Source organism: Microbacterium sp. NPDC006705, from assembly GCF_044903545.1.
Lineage (GTDB): Bacteria > Actinomycetota > Actinomycetes > Actinomycetales > Microbacteriaceae > Microbacterium > Microbacterium plantarum.
In genome coordinates this window covers 241083-257445 of record NZ_JBJDQQ010000003.1, presented here as the reverse complement: position 1 = coordinate 257445, position 16363 = coordinate 241083, and the positions used below count along the sequence as shown (strand labels likewise).

Here is a 16363-nt window from a genome sequence, read left to right as displayed (position 1 = left end):
AGAAAAGTTGAAGTCGATGACGATCGATCCCCGCCCCGATGACGAGCTCGAGCCGAGAGGTGCCGGCCCGCTCGACGACGATGTGTTCGCGGATCTCCCGGCCTTCGATGTCGTCGACGGCGAGCTGATGCCGCGCGCTCCGAAGCGCCGTCAGTGACAATGGCGGGATGACGGCGAACGGCGCGCGGACCGGCGGCAGCGGGGATGACGGGTTCGACGCGGTGGCCGCGGAGCTGCTCGTCGTGCCGCCGGGAGACTTCGTCGCGGCCCGTAACGCTCGTGCGGCCGAGGCTTCCGGGGCGCTCGGCTCCCGCATCCGGGGTCTGCGCAAGCCGACGGTGGCAGCGTGGGCGGTCAATCTGCTGGCCCACGACCCCTCGTTCCGTGAGGCGCTCGAACTGTCCACCGCGTTGCGCGAAGCTCAGGACGACCTCGACGCGGCGGAACTCGCCCGGCTCGGCAAACAACGGCGTGCCCTCGTCGCGGCGCTCGCGCGGCGGTCCGCCGACCTGGCTGACGACGCCGGTGTCTCGCTGTCAGCGGCGGCCCGTGACGAGGTGGAGCGGACCGTCAACTCGGCGATCGTCGATGCTGCGGCGGGGGCCGTGGTGGCGGCCGGCCGGCTGGTGCGTACGCTCGAACCGGGCGCGCTCGACTCGGACGCGCTGACGGACCGCGTCGCCGGTTCGATACCCGGCGTTCTCGACGCGCCCGACAGGCCGCGTGACGACCTCGCCGAGCGCCGCGCTCGACGCGAGGCCGAGAAGCGGAGGCGTCTGGCGCAGCGCGAGGCGAGCGAGGCCGGTCGCGTGCTGGCACGAGCGGAGGAGCGTCGCTCGAGCGCCCGGGAACGGGCTGACAGGCTGCACGAGCGGGCCGACGAGCTCCGGCGAGACCTCGCGCGGGTGTCCGAGGATGCCGAGCGGGCCGACGCCGCCGTCGACGAGCTCGACGACGTGGTCGCGTCGGCGCGGGAGGCGCTGGCGGCGGCGGAGCGCAAGGTGCGCGCGGCCGACGACGACGGTCAATAGCATCGAAGGATGCCGGATGCTGCGACCGAACTGATCTCCGACGCCCGCCGTCGGCTGGTCGGTGTTTCCCGCGAGCGTCTCGGCGTCCGGAGTGAGGGGCGCCGCCTGCTCGGTTTCGGCCGCGCCGCCCGCATCCTGCCGGTCGGGGATGCGTGGCACCTCGGTGTTCTGCTCATCGCCGACGACGAGGTGTTCGCGACCGGGGAGCTGCTGCGAGCCCGGGCCGAGGCGATCCGCGGGTACACCGCCGAGGCGCAGCGTGCCCGCTCCGAGCGCGCAGCGGCGGCGTTCCGCGGTGGCTTCGCCGAAGGCGAGCCGGTGCATCTGGACTGGTCGCCGATCGATCTCGACGTCGTCGATGCGGGCGGGGCTTCGGGTCCGCTCGCGCGCAGCGACGACGGTGTCGTGACCGTCGCGTTCGCGGCGGGCGCCCGGATGCCGTTGGCCGCCTACCTCGACGACCGGATCGCGCTGCTGCCCTGAGGCGTTCTCGGGGCCCCCGGGCAGCAGCGCGGCACAGCCTCAGTCGTCCGACTTGCCTCCCGTCGCGCGCAGGCGCCGCGCTTCCGCGCGCTCCTCGGCCTCTTGCTTCGCGGTCTTCTCGATCCGGGTGGTGTCGCGCGGCGGCAGCTGAATCGTCTCCTCCGCCGGCATCCCGGCCTGCAGTTCGCGTCCGCGCTCGAGCTCGGCGTCGAACTCGGCGCCGAACAGCAGTGCGAGGTTCGTGATCCACAGCCACAGCAGGAAGATGATCACGCCCGCGAACGACCCGTAGGTGCGCTCGTAGTTGGAGAAGTTCGCGACGTAGATGCCGAAGCCCGCGGTCGCGATGGCGAGCACGACGATGGCGATGACGGCGCCCGCGCTGATCCAGCGGAAACGCGGCTGCTTGGCGTTGGGCCCGAAGTAGTAGAGCACGGCGACGAGCAGGATGACGATGAAGGCGAGCACGGGCCATTTGGCGATCTGCCAGATGAGCACGGCGGTGCTGCCCAGGCCGATCGCGTCGCCGATGGCCTCGGCCACGGGGCCGGAGACGACGAGAAGGACGAGCGCGACGACGACGAGCGCGACCGCGAGAAGCGTCACGCCGAGCTGCTGCGGCTTGAGCTTGAGGAACGGTCGGCCCTCGTCGATCTCCCAGATGCGGTTCATGGCGCGGCTGAACGCCCCGACGTAACCCGAGGCCGACCACAGCGCCAGAACGATGCCGGAGACGAGGGCGAAGCCCGCTGCAGGGGAGCCCGCGATCTCCTCGATCGGCCCGCGCAGAGTCTCGGCGGCGCCTCCGGGCGCGATCTGTCCGACGATGTCGAGCACCGCATCGGCGGCCTGCTGTCCCTGTCCGATGACGCCGAGGAGCGAGAACACGGCGAGGAGTGCGGGGAACGCCGAAAGCACGGCGTAGTAGGTCAGGCCGGCCGCGAGGTCGGGGCACTGGTCACGGCTGAACTCGCGGATAGTCCGCTTGAGCACGTGTTTCCACGAGGGCTTCTCGACATCGGTGATGGAGTCCGGCTTCGCGGGGTGCTCGGGGTCGGGTCCGTCGGTTCTCTGATTGCTCATGTCTCTCCTGGGGGATCATGCACGCGGCGGGTGTTCGGCGCCGCGGGGGGAACGCGACCGTGCACCGGGCCGGCGACAACGGCCGCCCCGGTGCACGGTTCGTGCAACGCTCGCGCTGCGGGGATGTCAGCTGCCGCTGACGTTGTCGCGGGCCTCCTGGGCGCGATCGGTGACGGTGCCGACCCCGTCCTGGGCGTCGCTCTTGACGTGGGAGACCGCCTCGGAAGCCGTCTCCTTCACCGCTGCCGCGGCATCCTGCACCGGCTCCTTCAGGTCGGAGCCAACCTGCTGGGCGACGCTCTTGGCTTCCTCGACGAGGGGCTGCGCCTGCTCCTTGACGTCGGCCGCGATGCCCTTCTCCTTGCTGGATGCGGGAATGAGCGACGCGACGAGCAGACCGCCGGCGAAGGCCATCAGCCCGACGGCGAGAGGGTTGCCCTCCGCCTTCGCGCCTACCTTGTGGGCAGCTCCGGACACGCCACCGGCGACGGAGGACCCGGCGTCGTGCAGCGACGAGCCGGCGTCATCGGCCGCGCCCATCACCCGGTCACGGACGGATCCGAGTGCGCCTTTGATTTTGTCGGTCTGACGATGGGCGATCTTCGAGGGCGTCACCTTGTCGACGAGGGCGTCGGTGTCTTGGCTCAGCTCGCGACGCTTGCGCTCGATGTCGGCGCGGATCGCTTCCGGTGAATCGGTCATCGGTTCTCCTCATTTCTCTTCAATGCGTCGGGGATCTTGCCCAGGGTCTCGGCTGTCTGCGGGGCGCCCTGGACCTGCGCGAGCTGCTTGCGCCCGAGGGCGTAGAGCACGGCCGCGATGACGCCCCAGATGACGGCGACGATGACGGCCGACCAGCCGAGCCCGACCAGGTGGCCGAGTGCCCACCAGAGCGCGATCGACAGGAAGAAGATCGCCATGAGCGCCGCGTATCCCGCGCCGCCCAGCATTCCGGCGCCCTTGCCCGCGCGCGTTCCCGACTGCTTCAGCTCGGCTTTGGCCAGGTTGATCTCCTGGCGCATCAGCTCCGACAGGTCGCGCGTGACCTCGCCCAGCAGGTCGCCGAGCGACGTGTTCGCCGCCTGCTGCTCGGAGGGCGTGGGGTTATCGGTCATCTCGGCGCTCCCCGATGCCCTCGGTGTACGGCTCGTCGGCGGTCCGGCCGACGGAGCTGTCGTACAGCGGGGTGGGCTCGACAGCGTCCGGAGCGACGTCGATCGGCTCGTCGAGCGGAGCCCCGACGGGAGCGTTCGACGGGGCCGACGGCGCTGCGGGAATGCCGGTGGCTGCGGATCCCGGCGTGCCGATCGGCGCGTCGAGCGGAGCGTTCACCGGCGCGGGGGACGGTGCCGACGGTGCCGAGGGCACTCCGCCGACAGTCGTTCCGGTCGCCCCGGAGGCGGGGGCGGAGTCATGCTCCTCCTTCGCGCTCTCGGTGAGGGCGCGGGTGAGGCGGCCAGCGACGACGCCCGCGATCAACGCTCCCGCGATGAACACGCCGGGCTTGCGTCGGGCGAAGCTCTTCACTTCGCTCACCAGCGAGCCCGGGTCGCGCTGCGACAGCCAGTCCGACGCGCCGCTCACGCGGGTCGACACCTGGCGCACCAGGTCGGTGGCGATGCCGGGGTTCTCGGAGTTCTGCGCCAGAGAATCCAGCTCGTCGCCGATGGACCGCAGCCCGTCGGCGACACGCTGCTGCTGAGACGCCGCCTGCTCGGTGAGCTGCTGCTTCGTCTGCGCATAGACCTGCTTCGCCTGAGACTTCGCCTCCGACGCGACACCCGCTGCTTCCTGCTTGGCCGTCTCGACGACGTGCCCGGCCTCGGCCTTTGCGGCGCCCGCGACCTCTCCGGCTTCGTGCTTCGCCGTCTCCGCCGTTCCCGACCCTGATCCTGCCTGCGAGCCGGACGTCGGCTCACCATAGTTCTGCGACATCGGTTCTCCTCTCGGTACCGCTTGCGTTCGTGGGGTGCCGATGTAACGCCTCTTCCCCTCGTCTTGCCCCGGGGCTTGACGACGGCGAAGCGCTGTGGGATGGTCGCGCCTTCTGTACCGGCGCTGCGCGAAACGGATCCGAATCCGGGCCCCGGGGCAGGCTCAGGCGCACCTTCTGGCACGCGGGCGTGCGTTTCGGCACGCGCTGGATCAGAACGGTGGGCGCCCCGGATCGGGTGGGTCTGGGATCGTGGTGGCGACGGTGAAGGCGACGAGTGGTGGTGGTGCGTCTTCGCGGTAGATCCGTCCGGTGGGTGAGGTCCAGATCAGCCTTCCGCCCGCGAGTTGTTGGACTCGCCATCGGGTGTGGTGTTTGACGTCGTGGTGTCTCTTGCAGAGGTTCGCGAGGTTGCACACGTGGGTGGCACCGCCGTCGGATGCGGCGATGGTGTGGTCGATCTCGCAGCGGATGGCGGGTTGTCGGCATCCGGGGAACCGGCAGTGCCGATCCCTCGCCCGTAGCAGTCGCACCATGGCGGCGGTGGGCCGGTAGCTGTCGCATTCGAGGACGGTTCCCGTGACCGGGTGGGTGAGAAGCCGGTCCCAGGAGGTTGCGTTGCCGGCGAGTTCGCGTGCGGTGGTGGTGTCGATGGGCGAGCGTCCCGCGAGGTCGGCTGGCCCGTCGTCCTGTCCCATCAATGTCAGTGCCGACACCGCGACCTGGACGTGTGCGCGGATCGCCCCGAGCGTTCCGTTCCCGTCACCGGTGCCAGTCGGGTCGAGGGCCGGCGTCCCGGCGAGGAGGAGGTCACTGAACACGTCGGCGCGGACCTGGTCGATGGTGCGAGCATCCTCAATGAACGACGACCCGTCGCGAATCGTCGTGTCGGCATCGGGTAAAGCGCCGTTCGCGTCGGCTCGAGTGTCAGGCGCGCCAGGCGCATCAGCCTGGGCCCGCGCGTTGATGATCTCTCGCGCCTGCCGCGTCAGCCGGTCAACAATCCCATCCGCGATCACCGTCGGCAAGGTCGCGATCAGGTCCGACATCCCATCGGGCCCGGCCTGCACCCGCACGCCCCGCCCCGCCGCTGCTTCCTCGTGCCGCTCCGTGAACGTCCGCGGGTGAATCCGCTCCGCGATCATCCGCAACGCGTCCCGCACCCGGTTGGGCCTCTCGCCCTCGCACCGCTCGACCGCAACCCGCTCGAACTCCGCCCGATCCGCCACGGGCACGAGGCATCCCATCTCCTGGATCAACCGCACGTGCCCCCGGACGATGCGCCCGGCCTCCCACGCCGTCATCGTCACCGGGTAGTTCTCGACGAGGTCTCGCGCCTCGTCGATACGCCGCTGCAGGGTCCGATCGGTCGCCACGAACACTCCGGCGAGCTCAGCCGCGATGCCGCGAAGCGCCATCTCGCGCGCCTTGACCTGCTCCGACGCACCCGCGGCCTGCCTCTCAGCCAGCACCCCGGCCGCGGCGAGCACCCGAACCTCACGAATCTGCGCCAACCGCGCAGCATCCGAAACGCTCTCGGCATCCGCGACGAGCTGAGCGAGGGCGTCGACATCGCTGTCGCTGCCCATTCCGCTGCCAAGCTCGCTATTCGAATGCATGTTCGAATACTGCCACGGATCCCCGACATCGGCCCGCGCTTTCCACAGGCGCCGCAACGCCGCAAGCGGCGCCTCCGCCACAAGACGCTGATGTCCAAGCGGAGCAGGGTGGGGAGTTCTCCCCATCGACCTGATGTGATCGGTCCCGATAGGTTTTCTGTGTCGGCTCCGGAGGGGGGTCGGGACATCTACTTTCAGGAGGGCCGTCATGGCTGATTTCGGTGCATCTTATGGCGAGATGGAGCAGGTTGCGAGCTCGCTGGCGCAGGCTCGTGATGACATTCAGGGTCAGCTGGACACCCTGAAGTCGCAGGTCGATACGCTTCTGGGCGATGACTTCAAGACGCAGCACGCGTCGGGCAAGTTCGGTGAGGGCTACTCGGAGCTGACCACGGGTCTGAAGAACGCGGTCGATGGCATCAACGACATGTCCGAGTCGCTGCTGGGTATGATGCGCGCGATCCAGGACCTCGACCAGCAGCTCGCCGGCAGCTGACCCGTTCGCGCGACATCGATTCGGTGCGGACCGGGCTGCATCCTGGTCCGCACCGAACTGAGGCGGTGTTGCGTTCGATGATCGTCGACGATGTGATCGAGCGGCGACGGGCACCAGGCTTCATCCCCGCAGACCTGTTCACGGCGAACGCGAAGGAGCAACCCGGGTGGCGCGAGTGACGGCGGAGACGCCGCAGGAACTGGCGCAGCACGCGACCGGCTGGGATCGAGTGTCGTGGTGGAAGCTCGAGGCCACCGCGTTCCGCGCGCACCCCGAGGTGCAGCTGGCGCTGGCCCGGTTGGCGCCGCGTGAGGCTTGGAGCTCGCTCGTGCCCGATCGTCCCGCTTTCGTGCAGCCGCTGCTCGCTTTCGCCCAGATCGCCTCCCTCGTGATCCCCGCCGTCGCCGCTTTCGCCTCGTTGCGAGCGGTGCTCATCGAGGGCGATCAACTGGATCTCGCGGTGGCGGGCACGGCGATGGGCGTCGCCGCCCTCATCGCGTTGTTCGGGGTGCTGTCGCAGCGAGGCCGCCCTGAGAGCGTGCACCCGCGCACCATGCGCACGATCGGCATCGTCCATCTGATCTCCGCGTTGGCGGTGGCGGTCGTCGCGGTGCAGGCACTCCTCGATGATCGACTCCTCGGCGCCTGGGGCATCGCCGGCGTGCTGGTCGACCTCGCGCTCGGCGCCTTTCTGACGATCCGCCACCGCCGGATGCCGACGGATGAGAACCGCGACAACGTCGAGCGTGCCGGCGCAGGCTTGAACCGTCGGATCGACGCGCTGCCACCCGCGGCGGCGGCGGCGACCCTCACGACGATCGGGGAGGCCATCGACATCCTCGCCTCGCGTGAGCTGATCACTGCTACCGATGCTGCGCGCGCGCGCCGCGCACCGTTGGGTCTGCTCGGGGCCACGATGACCGCCGTGGCGGGCATCGTCCTGACGGGATGTGGAGCGACGGTGGCGCAACCGACGGGAGACGAGCTGTACCAGGAGGCGGAGAGCCTGTACCTCGACTTCCGCGAGACGACGAATGGCGTGCTGGCCGTCATCAACGAGGGGCCGTGGGAGGTGCGGACGTACGGGATGACCCCATCCGGTGTCGGGTGCGACGACGGCTGGAAGTTCGACCTGACACGCACGACCACGATCGATCCGGCAGAGGTGGCTGGCAGGCGCGACGCTGTCGCGCAGCACCTGGTGTCTGAAGGCTTCGATGTCGACGGCATGGATCTCGCGTCGGGCGAGGTCGCGTCTAGCGACGTGATCGTCCGTGAGCAGGGCGTCTACTCCCTGCTCACGGTGACGCTGGTCGACAACGGGAACGTCGTCGTCACCGCCACGTCGCCGTGCAAGCCCGGCGACAAGTTCGAGCTCAGCCGGATGCTGTTCGGCAAGGGCCCCCTGCCTGAGGGGTATCTCCCCGACCGGGAATCTCCCTCCGACCCCGTGTTCTTCGGCACCGACCGCGGCGAGCGCTGACTCTCAGTCTGAGTAATGTGAGGCTCACGAACAGGGGAGATCATGTCGAGCATGGCCGCCATCGGCGGGGGTCGTTCGGAGCAGGCGACATGACGTCGGGGCCCGCCGCGCGTTTCGCGGCAACGCGCCGCACGTGGGAGCCCATCGACTGGTGGCGTCTCGAAGCGCGTGCCTGGCAGGAAGCGCCCGAGGTGCGTCGGGTCATGGCCTTCTTGGCGCCCACCTCGGTGTTCCGGGAGTCGGCCGCCCACTCGGGGAGGCGCCCCGTGATGACGATCCTGCTTCTGATCTGGAACCTCGTCGGGATGGCGGCGCCGGTGGTTGGCGCTGCGCTGCTTCTCGGGTGGGTGTTCGGCCGAGCGGATATCGCCGCGGTCGGCGCTGCTGGTGTCGTCTTCGCCGCGGGTGCCGTGGTCGCCGGTACCGGGCTGCTCACGAGCGGGAGTGATGGGGGCCGCGTCGACGCGGGATCCGCTCACGCCGTCGGCTGGATACACGCTCCGGCAGCGGCCGTTGCGCTGGTCGTATCAATACTCGCAGCGACCCAGGATCAGGCCGAGGGCATGTGGGGCATCGCGCCGATCGCGGCAGATCTCATCGTGGGCGCGTTGTACTTCGTGGTCTTCCGGCGCAAGCCGACGGACGGCTCCGCACGCTGGAAGGGGACGGTGGATCGGCTCGCCGCGGCCATCGCCGCCCTCGATGACGACACACGCGCCCGCATCCTGGCGGATGTCGGCGACGCCATCGATGAGCTCGAGACCGCGGGCCGCATCACGGAGTCCATCGCGACGGACGCGCGGCAGACGCCGCCCGGTATGCTCGGCGCGCGCTTCGCGCCCCGCCGCGCTTGACCGGGCGCTGACGCCCGCCCGAGCGACGAGCCTCATTGAGAACGGACTCCCGCCGCGCGCTTGTCAAGGGCACCGGGTCGCGTGATTCGGCCTGAGTAGTGTGAGCCTCACGAACAGGGGAGATCACATGCAGGCATGGCCGGGTTCCGCGTATCCGCTCGGAGCGACCTACGACGGCAACGGGACGAACTTCGCCCTCTTCAGCGAAGGCGCCGAGAAAGTCGAGCTCTGCCTCTTCGATGAGGACGGCACCGAGACGTGCGTCGAGTTGCGCGACGTCGACGCCTTCGTCTGGCACGCCTACCTGCCGAACGTGCAGCCGGGGCAGCGTTACGGCTACCGCGTGCACGGTCCGAACGACCCGGCCGACGGCAAGCGGTTCAACCCGAGCAAGCTGCTGCTCGACCCGTACGCCAAGGCCGTCGAGGGTCAGATCGACTGGGGACAGCCGGTGTTCGGCTACAACTTCGGCGAGCCGGACTCGTTCAACGACGAGGACTCGGCCGCTCACATGATGAAGGGTGTCGTCGTCAACCCGTTCTTCGACTGGGCGGGCGACCGTCAGCCGAAGATCCCGTACGCCGAGAGCGTCATCTACGAGGCTCACGTGAAGGGCCTGACGCAGCTGCACCCCGACATCCCCGAGGACATCCGCGGGACCTACGCCGGGCTCGCGCATCCCGCCGTGATCGACCACCTCAAGAAGATCGGCATCACGGCGATCGAGCTGATGCCGGTGCACCAGTTCGTCAACGACTCCACGCTGCAGGAGAAGGGCCTGTCGAACTACTGGGGCTACAACACGATCGCGTTCTTCGCGCCCCAGAACACCTACTCGGCCACGGGCGACCACGGCCAGCAGGTGCAGGAGTTCAAGGCGATGGTCAAGGCGCTGCACGCCGCCGGCATCGAGGTCATCCTCGACGTCGTCTATAACCACACCGCCGAGGGCAACCACATGGGCCCGACCCTCTCGATGCGCGGCATCGACAACGAGGCCTATTACCGGCTCGAGGACGACGACAAGCGCTACTACACCGACTACACCGGCACCGGGAACAGCCTCAACGTCGGCAACCCGCACGCACTGCAGCTGATCATGGACTCGCTGCGCTACTGGGTGACCGAGATGCACGTCGACGGCTTCCGCTTCGACCTCGCGGCGACGCTGGCGCGCGAGTTCTACGACGTCGACCGGCTGTCGGCGTTCTTCGAGCTCGTGCAGCAGGACCCGATCGTCTCGCAGGTCAAGCTCATCGCCGAGCCGTGGGACATCGGCCCCGGCGGCTATCAGGTCGGCAACTTCCCGCCGCAGTGGACCGAGTGGAACGGCAAGTACCGCGACACCGTCCGTGACTTCTGGCGCGGCGAGGCTTCGACGCTCGGCGAGTTCGCCTCTCGGCTCACCGGCTCGGCCGACCTCTACGAGCACGACGGCCGGTGGCCGGTGGCATCCATCAACTTCGTCACGGCGCACGACGGCTTCACGCTGCGCGACCTCGTGTCGTACAACGAGAAGCACAACGACGCCAACGGCGAGGACGGCAACGACGGCGAGTCGCACAACCGCTCGTACAACATGGGCGTCGAGGGACCCACCGACGACCCGCACGTGCTGACGATGCGCGCCCGCCAGCAGCGGAACTTCCTCGCGACGCTGCTCCTCAGCCAGGGCGTTCCGATGATCTGCCACGGCGACGAGCTCGGCCGCACGCAGCAGGGCAACAACAACGGCTATGCGCAGGACAACGAGCTGACCTGGATCCACTGGGACCAGGTCGACCAGCCGCTCATCGAGTTCACTGCGGCCCTCGCGCGCCTGCGCCGCCTGCACCCGACGTTCCGGCGCAGCCGGTTCTTCGACGGGCGCCCCGTGCGCCGCGAAGAGGGCGCCCCGGTGCCCGACATCATGTGGCTGCGCCCGGACGGCACCGCGATGCAGCCCGAGGACTGGGACTCCGGGTTCGGGCGGGCGGTCGGAGTCTTCCTCAACGGCGACGGCATCCGCGAGCGCGACCGGCGCGGTGAGGACATCTCCGACGACCACTTCTTCGTGCTGTTCAACGCCGGTGACGACGAGGTCGAGTTCACCGTGCCCTCCGACCAGTACGCGGACCGATGGGAGGTGCTGATCGACACGAGCGGCGAGCTCGTCGGCACCGACCCGCTCGAGGGCGGCAACGCGCTGCAGGTCCGTGCCAAGTCGCTCGTCGTCCTGGGGGAGTACACCGAGCCCGAGCCCGAGACCGACCACTCGGTGGCGGCCTCGCTTGCGGGGTACACGACGCCCATCGACATCGTTCCCGCCGAGGCGCCGACCCCCGAGGTCACGGGCCGATGACGGCTCCGATCTCGACCTACCGGCTGCAGATCCGACCGGCGTTCGACCTCACGGCGGCCGCCGAGGTCACGGACTACCTCCGTGACCTCGGCGTGGACTGGGCCTACCTCTCTCCGCTGCTCGCGGCGGCGGAGGGGTCGGACCACGGCTACGACGTCGTCGACCCGACGATCGTCGACCCGCGCCGCGGCGGCGCCGAGGGGCTCGCGCGCTTCTCGGCCGCCGCCCGCGGTGCCGGACTCGGTGTGCTCGTCGACATCGTGCCCAACCATCAGGGCGTCGCGGTTCCGGCCGAGAACCCCTGGTGGTGGGACGTCCTCCGACACGGTCGCGCATCAGTCCACGCCGAGGCGTTCGACATCGACTGGGAGTACGGCGGGGGCAAGGTCGGCCTGCCGATCCTCGGCTCCACGCTCCGCGAAGCCGTCGCCGCCGGTGAGATCGAGGTCGCGCCGGTGACAGCCGACGAGGCGAACGGCGCTGAGGGTGTCGCTCGCTACTACGACCACGTGCTGCCGCTCGCCGACGGAACCGCACCCTCGGCGGCGACCACCGACCCCGCCACCGTGGATGCCGTGCTCGCCGCGCAGCACTGGCGTGCCGCATTCTGGCGCGACGACGCGACCGAGCTGAACTACCGGCGCTTCTTCGCCGTGAACACGCTCGCGGGTGTACGCGTCGACGTGCCGGCGGTCTTCGAGGCGAGCCATGTCGAGATCCTCCGCTGGCTGCGCGAGGGCTTGGCCGACGGCCTCCGCATCGACCACCCCGACGGGCTCGCCGACCCCGGCGGATATCTCGAGCAGCTCGCCGAGGCGACCGGCGGCGCGTATGTCGTGGTCGAGAAGATCCTCGAGCACGCCGCCACGGATCACGCCGAGCAGCTGCCGTCCTGGTGGCCGACCGCCGGTACGACCGGGTACGACGCGATGGCCGAGATCGACCGCGTGCTCATCGATCCCGCCGGCAAGGGTCGACTCGACGAGCTCGACGCCGCGCTCCGCTCGGCCGATGCCCCCGCGTCGTACGACGAGATCGTGCGCGAGGCCAAGCGTGCGGTCGCCGATACGCTGCAGGCCGCAGAGGTGGGGCGTCTCGTGCGCTGCCTGCCCGATGAGGTGCGCGAAGCGCTGGGAGCGGATGTCGCGCGCGACGCGTTCGCCGAACTCCTGACGAGCTTCTCGGTGTACCGCGTCTATCCGCCGGTGGGTGACGAGCTCGTCGCCGAGGCGGTGGCCGCGGCATCCGCATCCCGCCCCGATCTCGCCGACGCGATCGCGATCCTCGCCCCGCTGGTCACGGCGGGCGACACCGAGCTGAGCCGCCGCTTCGGTCAGACGACCGGGCCGGTCATGGCCAAGGGCGTCGAAGACAGTGCGTTCTACCGTTATCCGCGTCTCGGCACGCTCACCGAGGTGGGCGGCGACCCGGGCGTCTTCGCCCTCGACGTCGCGGGCTTCCACCTCGCGCAGGCGAACCGTCAGGCGATGTGGCCGCAGGCCCTCACGGCGCTGAGCACCCACGACACCAAGCGCAGCGAAGACGTCCGCGCCCGGCTGTCCGTCATCGCCGAGCTGCCCGACCGCTGGTCCGACGCCCTCGGGCGCCTGCGGGCGATCGCCTCGACCGGCGACGAACGCCTCGACGACCTGCTCTGGCAGGCGATCGTCGGAGCGTGGCCCGCGTCGCCCGAGCGGCTGCGCGACTACGCCGAGAAGGCCTCGCGCGAGGGCGGGATCGTCACCTCGTGGACGGATCCCGACGAGGATGCCGAGGCTCGCATCGCCGCACTGGTGGATGCCGCGACCTCGGGTGACGCCCGTGCGGTGGTCGAGGAGGTCGTCGGTGAGCTGACGGCTCCCGGGCGTTCGAACTCCCTCGCCGCCAAGCTGCTGCAGCTGACCGCGCCCGGGGTGCCCGATGTCTATCAGGGCTCCGAGCTGTGGGACCTCTCGCTGGTCGACCCCGACAATCGTCGCGACGTCGACTTCGCCGAGCGCCGCGAGCTGCTCACGAAGCTCGACGGCGGATGGCATCCCGAGATCGACGACTCCGGTGCGGCGAAGCTCCTCGTCGTCTCGCGGGCGCTCCGCCTGCGTCGCGATCGTCCCGAACTGTTCACGCGCTACGCCCCGCTGCCGGTCGTCGGCTCCGCCGCCGACCACGCGATCGCCTTCGACCGCGGCGGCGCCGTCACCGTCGCGACGCGCCTGCCCGTCGGCCTCGCCGCGCGCGGCGGATGGGGCGGCACGGTCGTGATGGTTCCGCCGGGGCGCCACGTCGACCAGCTGACCGGCCGTGCCTGGAACGGCGGCGCGGTGCGCTTGGCCGACCTGCTCGACACGTACCCGGTGGCGCTGCTCGCCGCCGAACGTCCGACTGCCGAACGTCCGACCGCCGAAGGGAAGAACGCATGATCGAGGTATGGGCGCCGCGCCCCGAGCGGGTGCGGCTGCGACGGCCGGATGCCGCGGACGTCGAGCTCTCGCGCTCGGCGGACGGCTGGTGGTCGGCCGACGTCGACCTCGGCCCGGGCGATCGGTACGGCTTCGTCCTCGGCGACGGCGACGACGCGCGCCCCGACCCGCGCTCGCGGCGGCAGCCTGACGGCGTCCACGGTCTGTCGGCGATCGACGACCCGTCGTCGTTCGCGTGGACCGATCAGGCCTGGACGGGAAGACCGCTCGCCGGCGGCATCATCTACGAGCTGCACATCGGCACCTTCACGAGCGCCGGCACGCTGGACGCCGCCATCGGGCGCCTCGACCACCTCGTCGAGCTCGGCGTGACCCACATCGAGCTCCTTCCGGTCAATGCCTTCAACGGCACCCACAACTGGGGCTACGACGGGGTGCTCTGGTACGCCGTGCAGGAGAGCTACGGCGGACCGGACGCGTATCGCCGATTCGTCGATGCCGCGCACGGGGCCGGTCTCGCCGTCATCCAGGACGTCGTCTACAACCACCTCGGGCCCTCGGGAAACTACCTGCCCGAGTACGGTCCGTATCTTCGCGACGGTCGCCGCAACACGTGGGGCGACAGCGTGAATCTCGACGAGGATGCCGTTCGCGAGTACATCATCGGCAACGCCGAGATGTGGTTGCGCGACTTCCACGTCGACGGGCTGCGGCTGGACGCCGTGCACGCGCTGCACGACGACGACAGCCCCGTTCACATCCTCGGCGAGATCGCCGACCGCGTCGACGCGCTCGGCACGCACCTCGGGCGCCCGCTGACGCTCATCGCCGAGAGCGACATGAACGACCCCGTCATGATCCTGCCGCGCGAGGCGGGCGGGCACGGGATGACGGCGCAGTGGTCGGACGACTGGCACCACTCCGTGCACGTCGCGCTCACGGGCGAGACGGTCGGCTACTACGCCGACTTCGACGCGCTCGACGCCGTGCCGAAGACCTGGAACTCGGGCTTCTTCCACGACGGCACCTACTCTTCGTTCCGGGGCCGCGAGCACGGCCGTCCGATTCCGGCCGAGTCGCCGTCGTGGCGGCTGGTGACCTTCGCGCAGGACCACGACCAGATCGGCAACCGCGCGGCGGGCGATCGGCTGTCGGCGACGCTCGACGCCGACCGGCTCGCCGTCGCGGCCGTCCTGACGCTGACCGCGCCGGGAACCCCGATGCTGTTCATGGGCGAGGAGTGGGGCGCGTCCACGCCGTGGCAGTTCTTCACGTCGCACCCCGAGCCCGAGCTCGCCGAGGCGACCGCTGCCGGACGGAAGCAGGAGTTCGCCGAGATGGGCTGGGATGAGGACCTCGTTCCGGACCCCAACGATCCGGCGACCTTCCTGCGGTCGAAGCTCGACTGGACGGAGGTCGGCGAAGGCGACCACGCTCGCCTGCTCGCGCTGTACCGCGAGCTCGGACGGCTGCGCCGTTCGGTGCCCGACCTGACCGACCCGCGACTCACCGCGCGCGGTGCCGGTGCGGCGGAAGGTGAGGGCGGCCGGCTCTACGACCTCCAGCGAGCTCGTGCACGCGTGCTCGTGAACCTCTCCGAGGCGCCGTGGCGGGTCGAGCCGAACGGCGACGTGGTGTGGCTCGAGACGCTGCCGAGCCGGATCGTCGACGAACTGCTCGTCGTCGAGCCGAACTCGGCCGTCATCGTGGGGCCGGATCTGTCAAGCGGATGACCGGCCTCGGGGTCGGATCTACCGTGAAGGGATGAGCACCACAGCGCACCACGCCGCCCGCCCTCCGCAGAAGTCGTCGGACCTCGTCCGGCAGATCGCGGTCATCTCGGCCGTCGTCTTCATGATCATCGCCGCGATGGTCGGGACCGGGCTCTTCGGCGGGACGAACGTGCGCGATCTGCAGGGCGGCGCGCTCGACGCCGACTCGACGGTGCTCGCGCCAGGAACTCAGGCGTTCAGCATCTGGTCGGTCATCTACCTCTTCATGATCGGCTACACGATCTGGCAGGCGCTGCCCGCGCAGCGCTCCCGCGACCGGCAGCGGCTCGTGGGATGGTGGATCGCGCTGACCGCCGTGCTCAACGGGGGATGGCTGCTCGCGGCGCAGTTCACGACCTTGCCGCTGACCGTCGTCGCGATCGTGGCGCTCCTCGCCGCCCTCGGCTGGACGTTCCACCTGCTGGTGCGCTCGCGGCCGCAGTCGGTCGGCGACCGGCTGCTCATGGACGCCACGGTGGGCCTGCACCTCGGATGGGTCTCGCTGGCGACGGTCGCGAACGTCACGGCGTGGCTCAGCCGCACCGTCCCCGAGTCGTGGGGCATGCAGGCCGACGTGTGGGGTGTGGCCGTGCTCGTGCTCGTGGCCGCCGTCGGCGTGGGCATCGCAGCCTTCTCGCGCGGGCGCCCCTCGCCGATCATCGCGCTGTCTTGGGGCCTGGCGTGGGTGGCCATCGCCCGCACGACCGATCAGCCCCACTCGACGCCGGTGGCCATCGCCGCCATCGCCGTCATCGTCGTGGTCGTCGCCGGCGCAGCCGTGACGGCCTGGCGCTCGAACGGCCGCGAGCACCGCGGCATCCTGCGCCGCACCCGCACAGCCTGACCGGTCG

At 70.1% G+C, this 16363-nt stretch carries 15 protein-coding genes; 10 read left to right on the top strand and 5 right to left on the bottom strand.

Going from position 1 to position 16363, the window contains the following annotated elements; translation table 11 throughout:
• Positions 1 to 16 precede the first annotated feature (16 nt).
• The 3 genes from ACI2K6_RS15105 to ACI2K6_RS15095 are packed head-to-tail and all read left to right on the top strand — an operon-like array spanning position 17 to position 1514.
• Entirely contained in the window at positions 17 to 157 is a 141-nt protein-coding gene (locus tag ACI2K6_RS15105; RefSeq protein WP_162815491.1) for a hypothetical protein, read from the top strand.
• Positions 158 to 167: 10 nt separating this feature from the next.
• Entirely contained in the window at positions 168 to 1031 is an 864-nt protein-coding gene (locus tag ACI2K6_RS15100; RefSeq protein WP_404568953.1) for a transposase, read from the top strand.
• Positions 1032 to 1040: 9 nt separating this feature from the next.
• Entirely contained in the window at positions 1041 to 1514 is a 474-nt protein-coding gene (locus ACI2K6_RS15095) for a glutaminase (protein WP_404568952.1), read from the top strand.
• A gap of 39 nt (positions 1515 to 1553) precedes the next feature.
• Here ACI2K6_RS15095 and ACI2K6_RS15090 read toward each other — a convergent pair whose 3' ends face one another.
• The 5 genes from ACI2K6_RS15090 to ACI2K6_RS15070 all read right to left on the bottom strand — a co-directional run bounded on the left by ACI2K6_RS15090 (position 1554) and on the right by ACI2K6_RS15070 (position 6149).
• Positions 1554 to 2597, bottom strand: a complete 1044-nt coding sequence (locus ACI2K6_RS15090) for a YihY/virulence factor BrkB family protein (protein ID WP_282501590.1) — start codon at positions 2595 to 2597, stop codon at positions 1554 to 1556.
• 126 nt (positions 2598 to 2723) lie between these two features.
• Positions 2724 to 3299, bottom strand: a complete 576-nt coding sequence (locus tag ACI2K6_RS15085; RefSeq protein ID WP_114588803.1) for a DUF3618 domain-containing protein — start codon at positions 3297 to 3299, stop codon at positions 2724 to 2726.
• Positions 3296 to 3712, bottom strand: a complete 417-nt coding sequence (locus ACI2K6_RS15080) for a phage holin family protein (RefSeq protein ID WP_112617740.1) — start codon at positions 3710 to 3712, stop codon at positions 3296 to 3298. Before ACI2K6_RS15080 ends, ACI2K6_RS15085 begins: the two co-directional genes overlap by 4 nt.
• The gene (locus ACI2K6_RS15075; protein WP_114588804.1) at positions 3702 to 4532 is read right to left on the bottom strand and encodes a hypothetical protein; all 831 of its coding nucleotides are present in this window, start codon (positions 4530 to 4532) and stop codon (positions 3702 to 3704) included. The genes ACI2K6_RS15080 and ACI2K6_RS15075 overlap by 11 nt, the downstream gene beginning before the upstream one ends.
• A gap of 210 nt (positions 4533 to 4742) precedes the next feature.
• Positions 4743 to 6149, bottom strand: a complete 1407-nt coding sequence (locus ACI2K6_RS15070; RefSeq protein ID WP_404568951.1) for a DUF222 domain-containing protein — start codon at positions 6147 to 6149, stop codon at positions 4743 to 4745.
• A gap of 208 nt (positions 6150 to 6357) precedes the next feature.
• Here ACI2K6_RS15070 and ACI2K6_RS15065 point away from each other — a divergent pair, with 208 nt between their 5' ends.
• From ACI2K6_RS15065 to ACI2K6_RS15035, 7 genes are all read left to right on the top strand, one after another.
• Positions 6358 to 6645 (top strand): WXG100 family type VII secretion target, encoded by a 288-nt coding sequence (locus tag ACI2K6_RS15065; protein ID WP_112617469.1) that lies wholly within the window; start codon positions 6358 to 6360, stop codon positions 6643 to 6645.
• Between the two features lie 166 nt (positions 6646 to 6811).
• A complete protein-coding gene (locus ACI2K6_RS15060) occupies positions 6812 to 8128 on the top strand; it encodes a hypothetical protein (RefSeq protein ID WP_404568950.1) in 1317 nt (438 codons plus the stop codon).
• An 89-nt stretch (positions 8129 to 8217) separates the two neighbouring features.
• Positions 8218 to 8982 carry a hypothetical protein gene (locus ACI2K6_RS15055; RefSeq protein WP_404568949.1) on the top strand — a complete coding sequence of 255 codons (765 nt, stop codon included), beginning with the start codon at positions 8218 to 8220 and terminating at the stop codon, positions 8980 to 8982.
• A gap of 127 nt (positions 8983 to 9109) precedes the next feature.
• Entirely contained in the window at positions 9110 to 11323 is a 2214-nt protein-coding gene (gene glgX, locus ACI2K6_RS15050) for a glycogen debranching protein GlgX (protein WP_114588808.1), read from the top strand.
• The gene (gene treY / locus ACI2K6_RS15045; RefSeq protein ID WP_404568948.1) at positions 11320 to 13740 is read left to right on the top strand and encodes a malto-oligosyltrehalose synthase; all 2421 of its coding nucleotides are present in this window, start codon (positions 11320 to 11322) and stop codon (positions 13738 to 13740) included. The genes glgX and treY overlap by 4 nt, the downstream gene beginning before the upstream one ends.
• Positions 13737 to 15473, top strand: coding sequence for a malto-oligosyltrehalose trehalohydrolase (gene treZ / locus ACI2K6_RS15040; protein WP_404568947.1), 1737 nt, complete (start codon positions 13737 to 13739; stop codon positions 15471 to 15473). The genes treY and treZ overlap by 4 nt, the downstream gene beginning before the upstream one ends.
• Before the next feature lie 31 nt (positions 15474 to 15504).
• Entirely contained in the window at positions 15505 to 16356 is an 852-nt protein-coding gene (locus ACI2K6_RS15035) for a tryptophan-rich sensory protein (protein WP_404568946.1), read from the top strand.
• Positions 16357 to 16363: the final 7 nt, after the last annotated feature.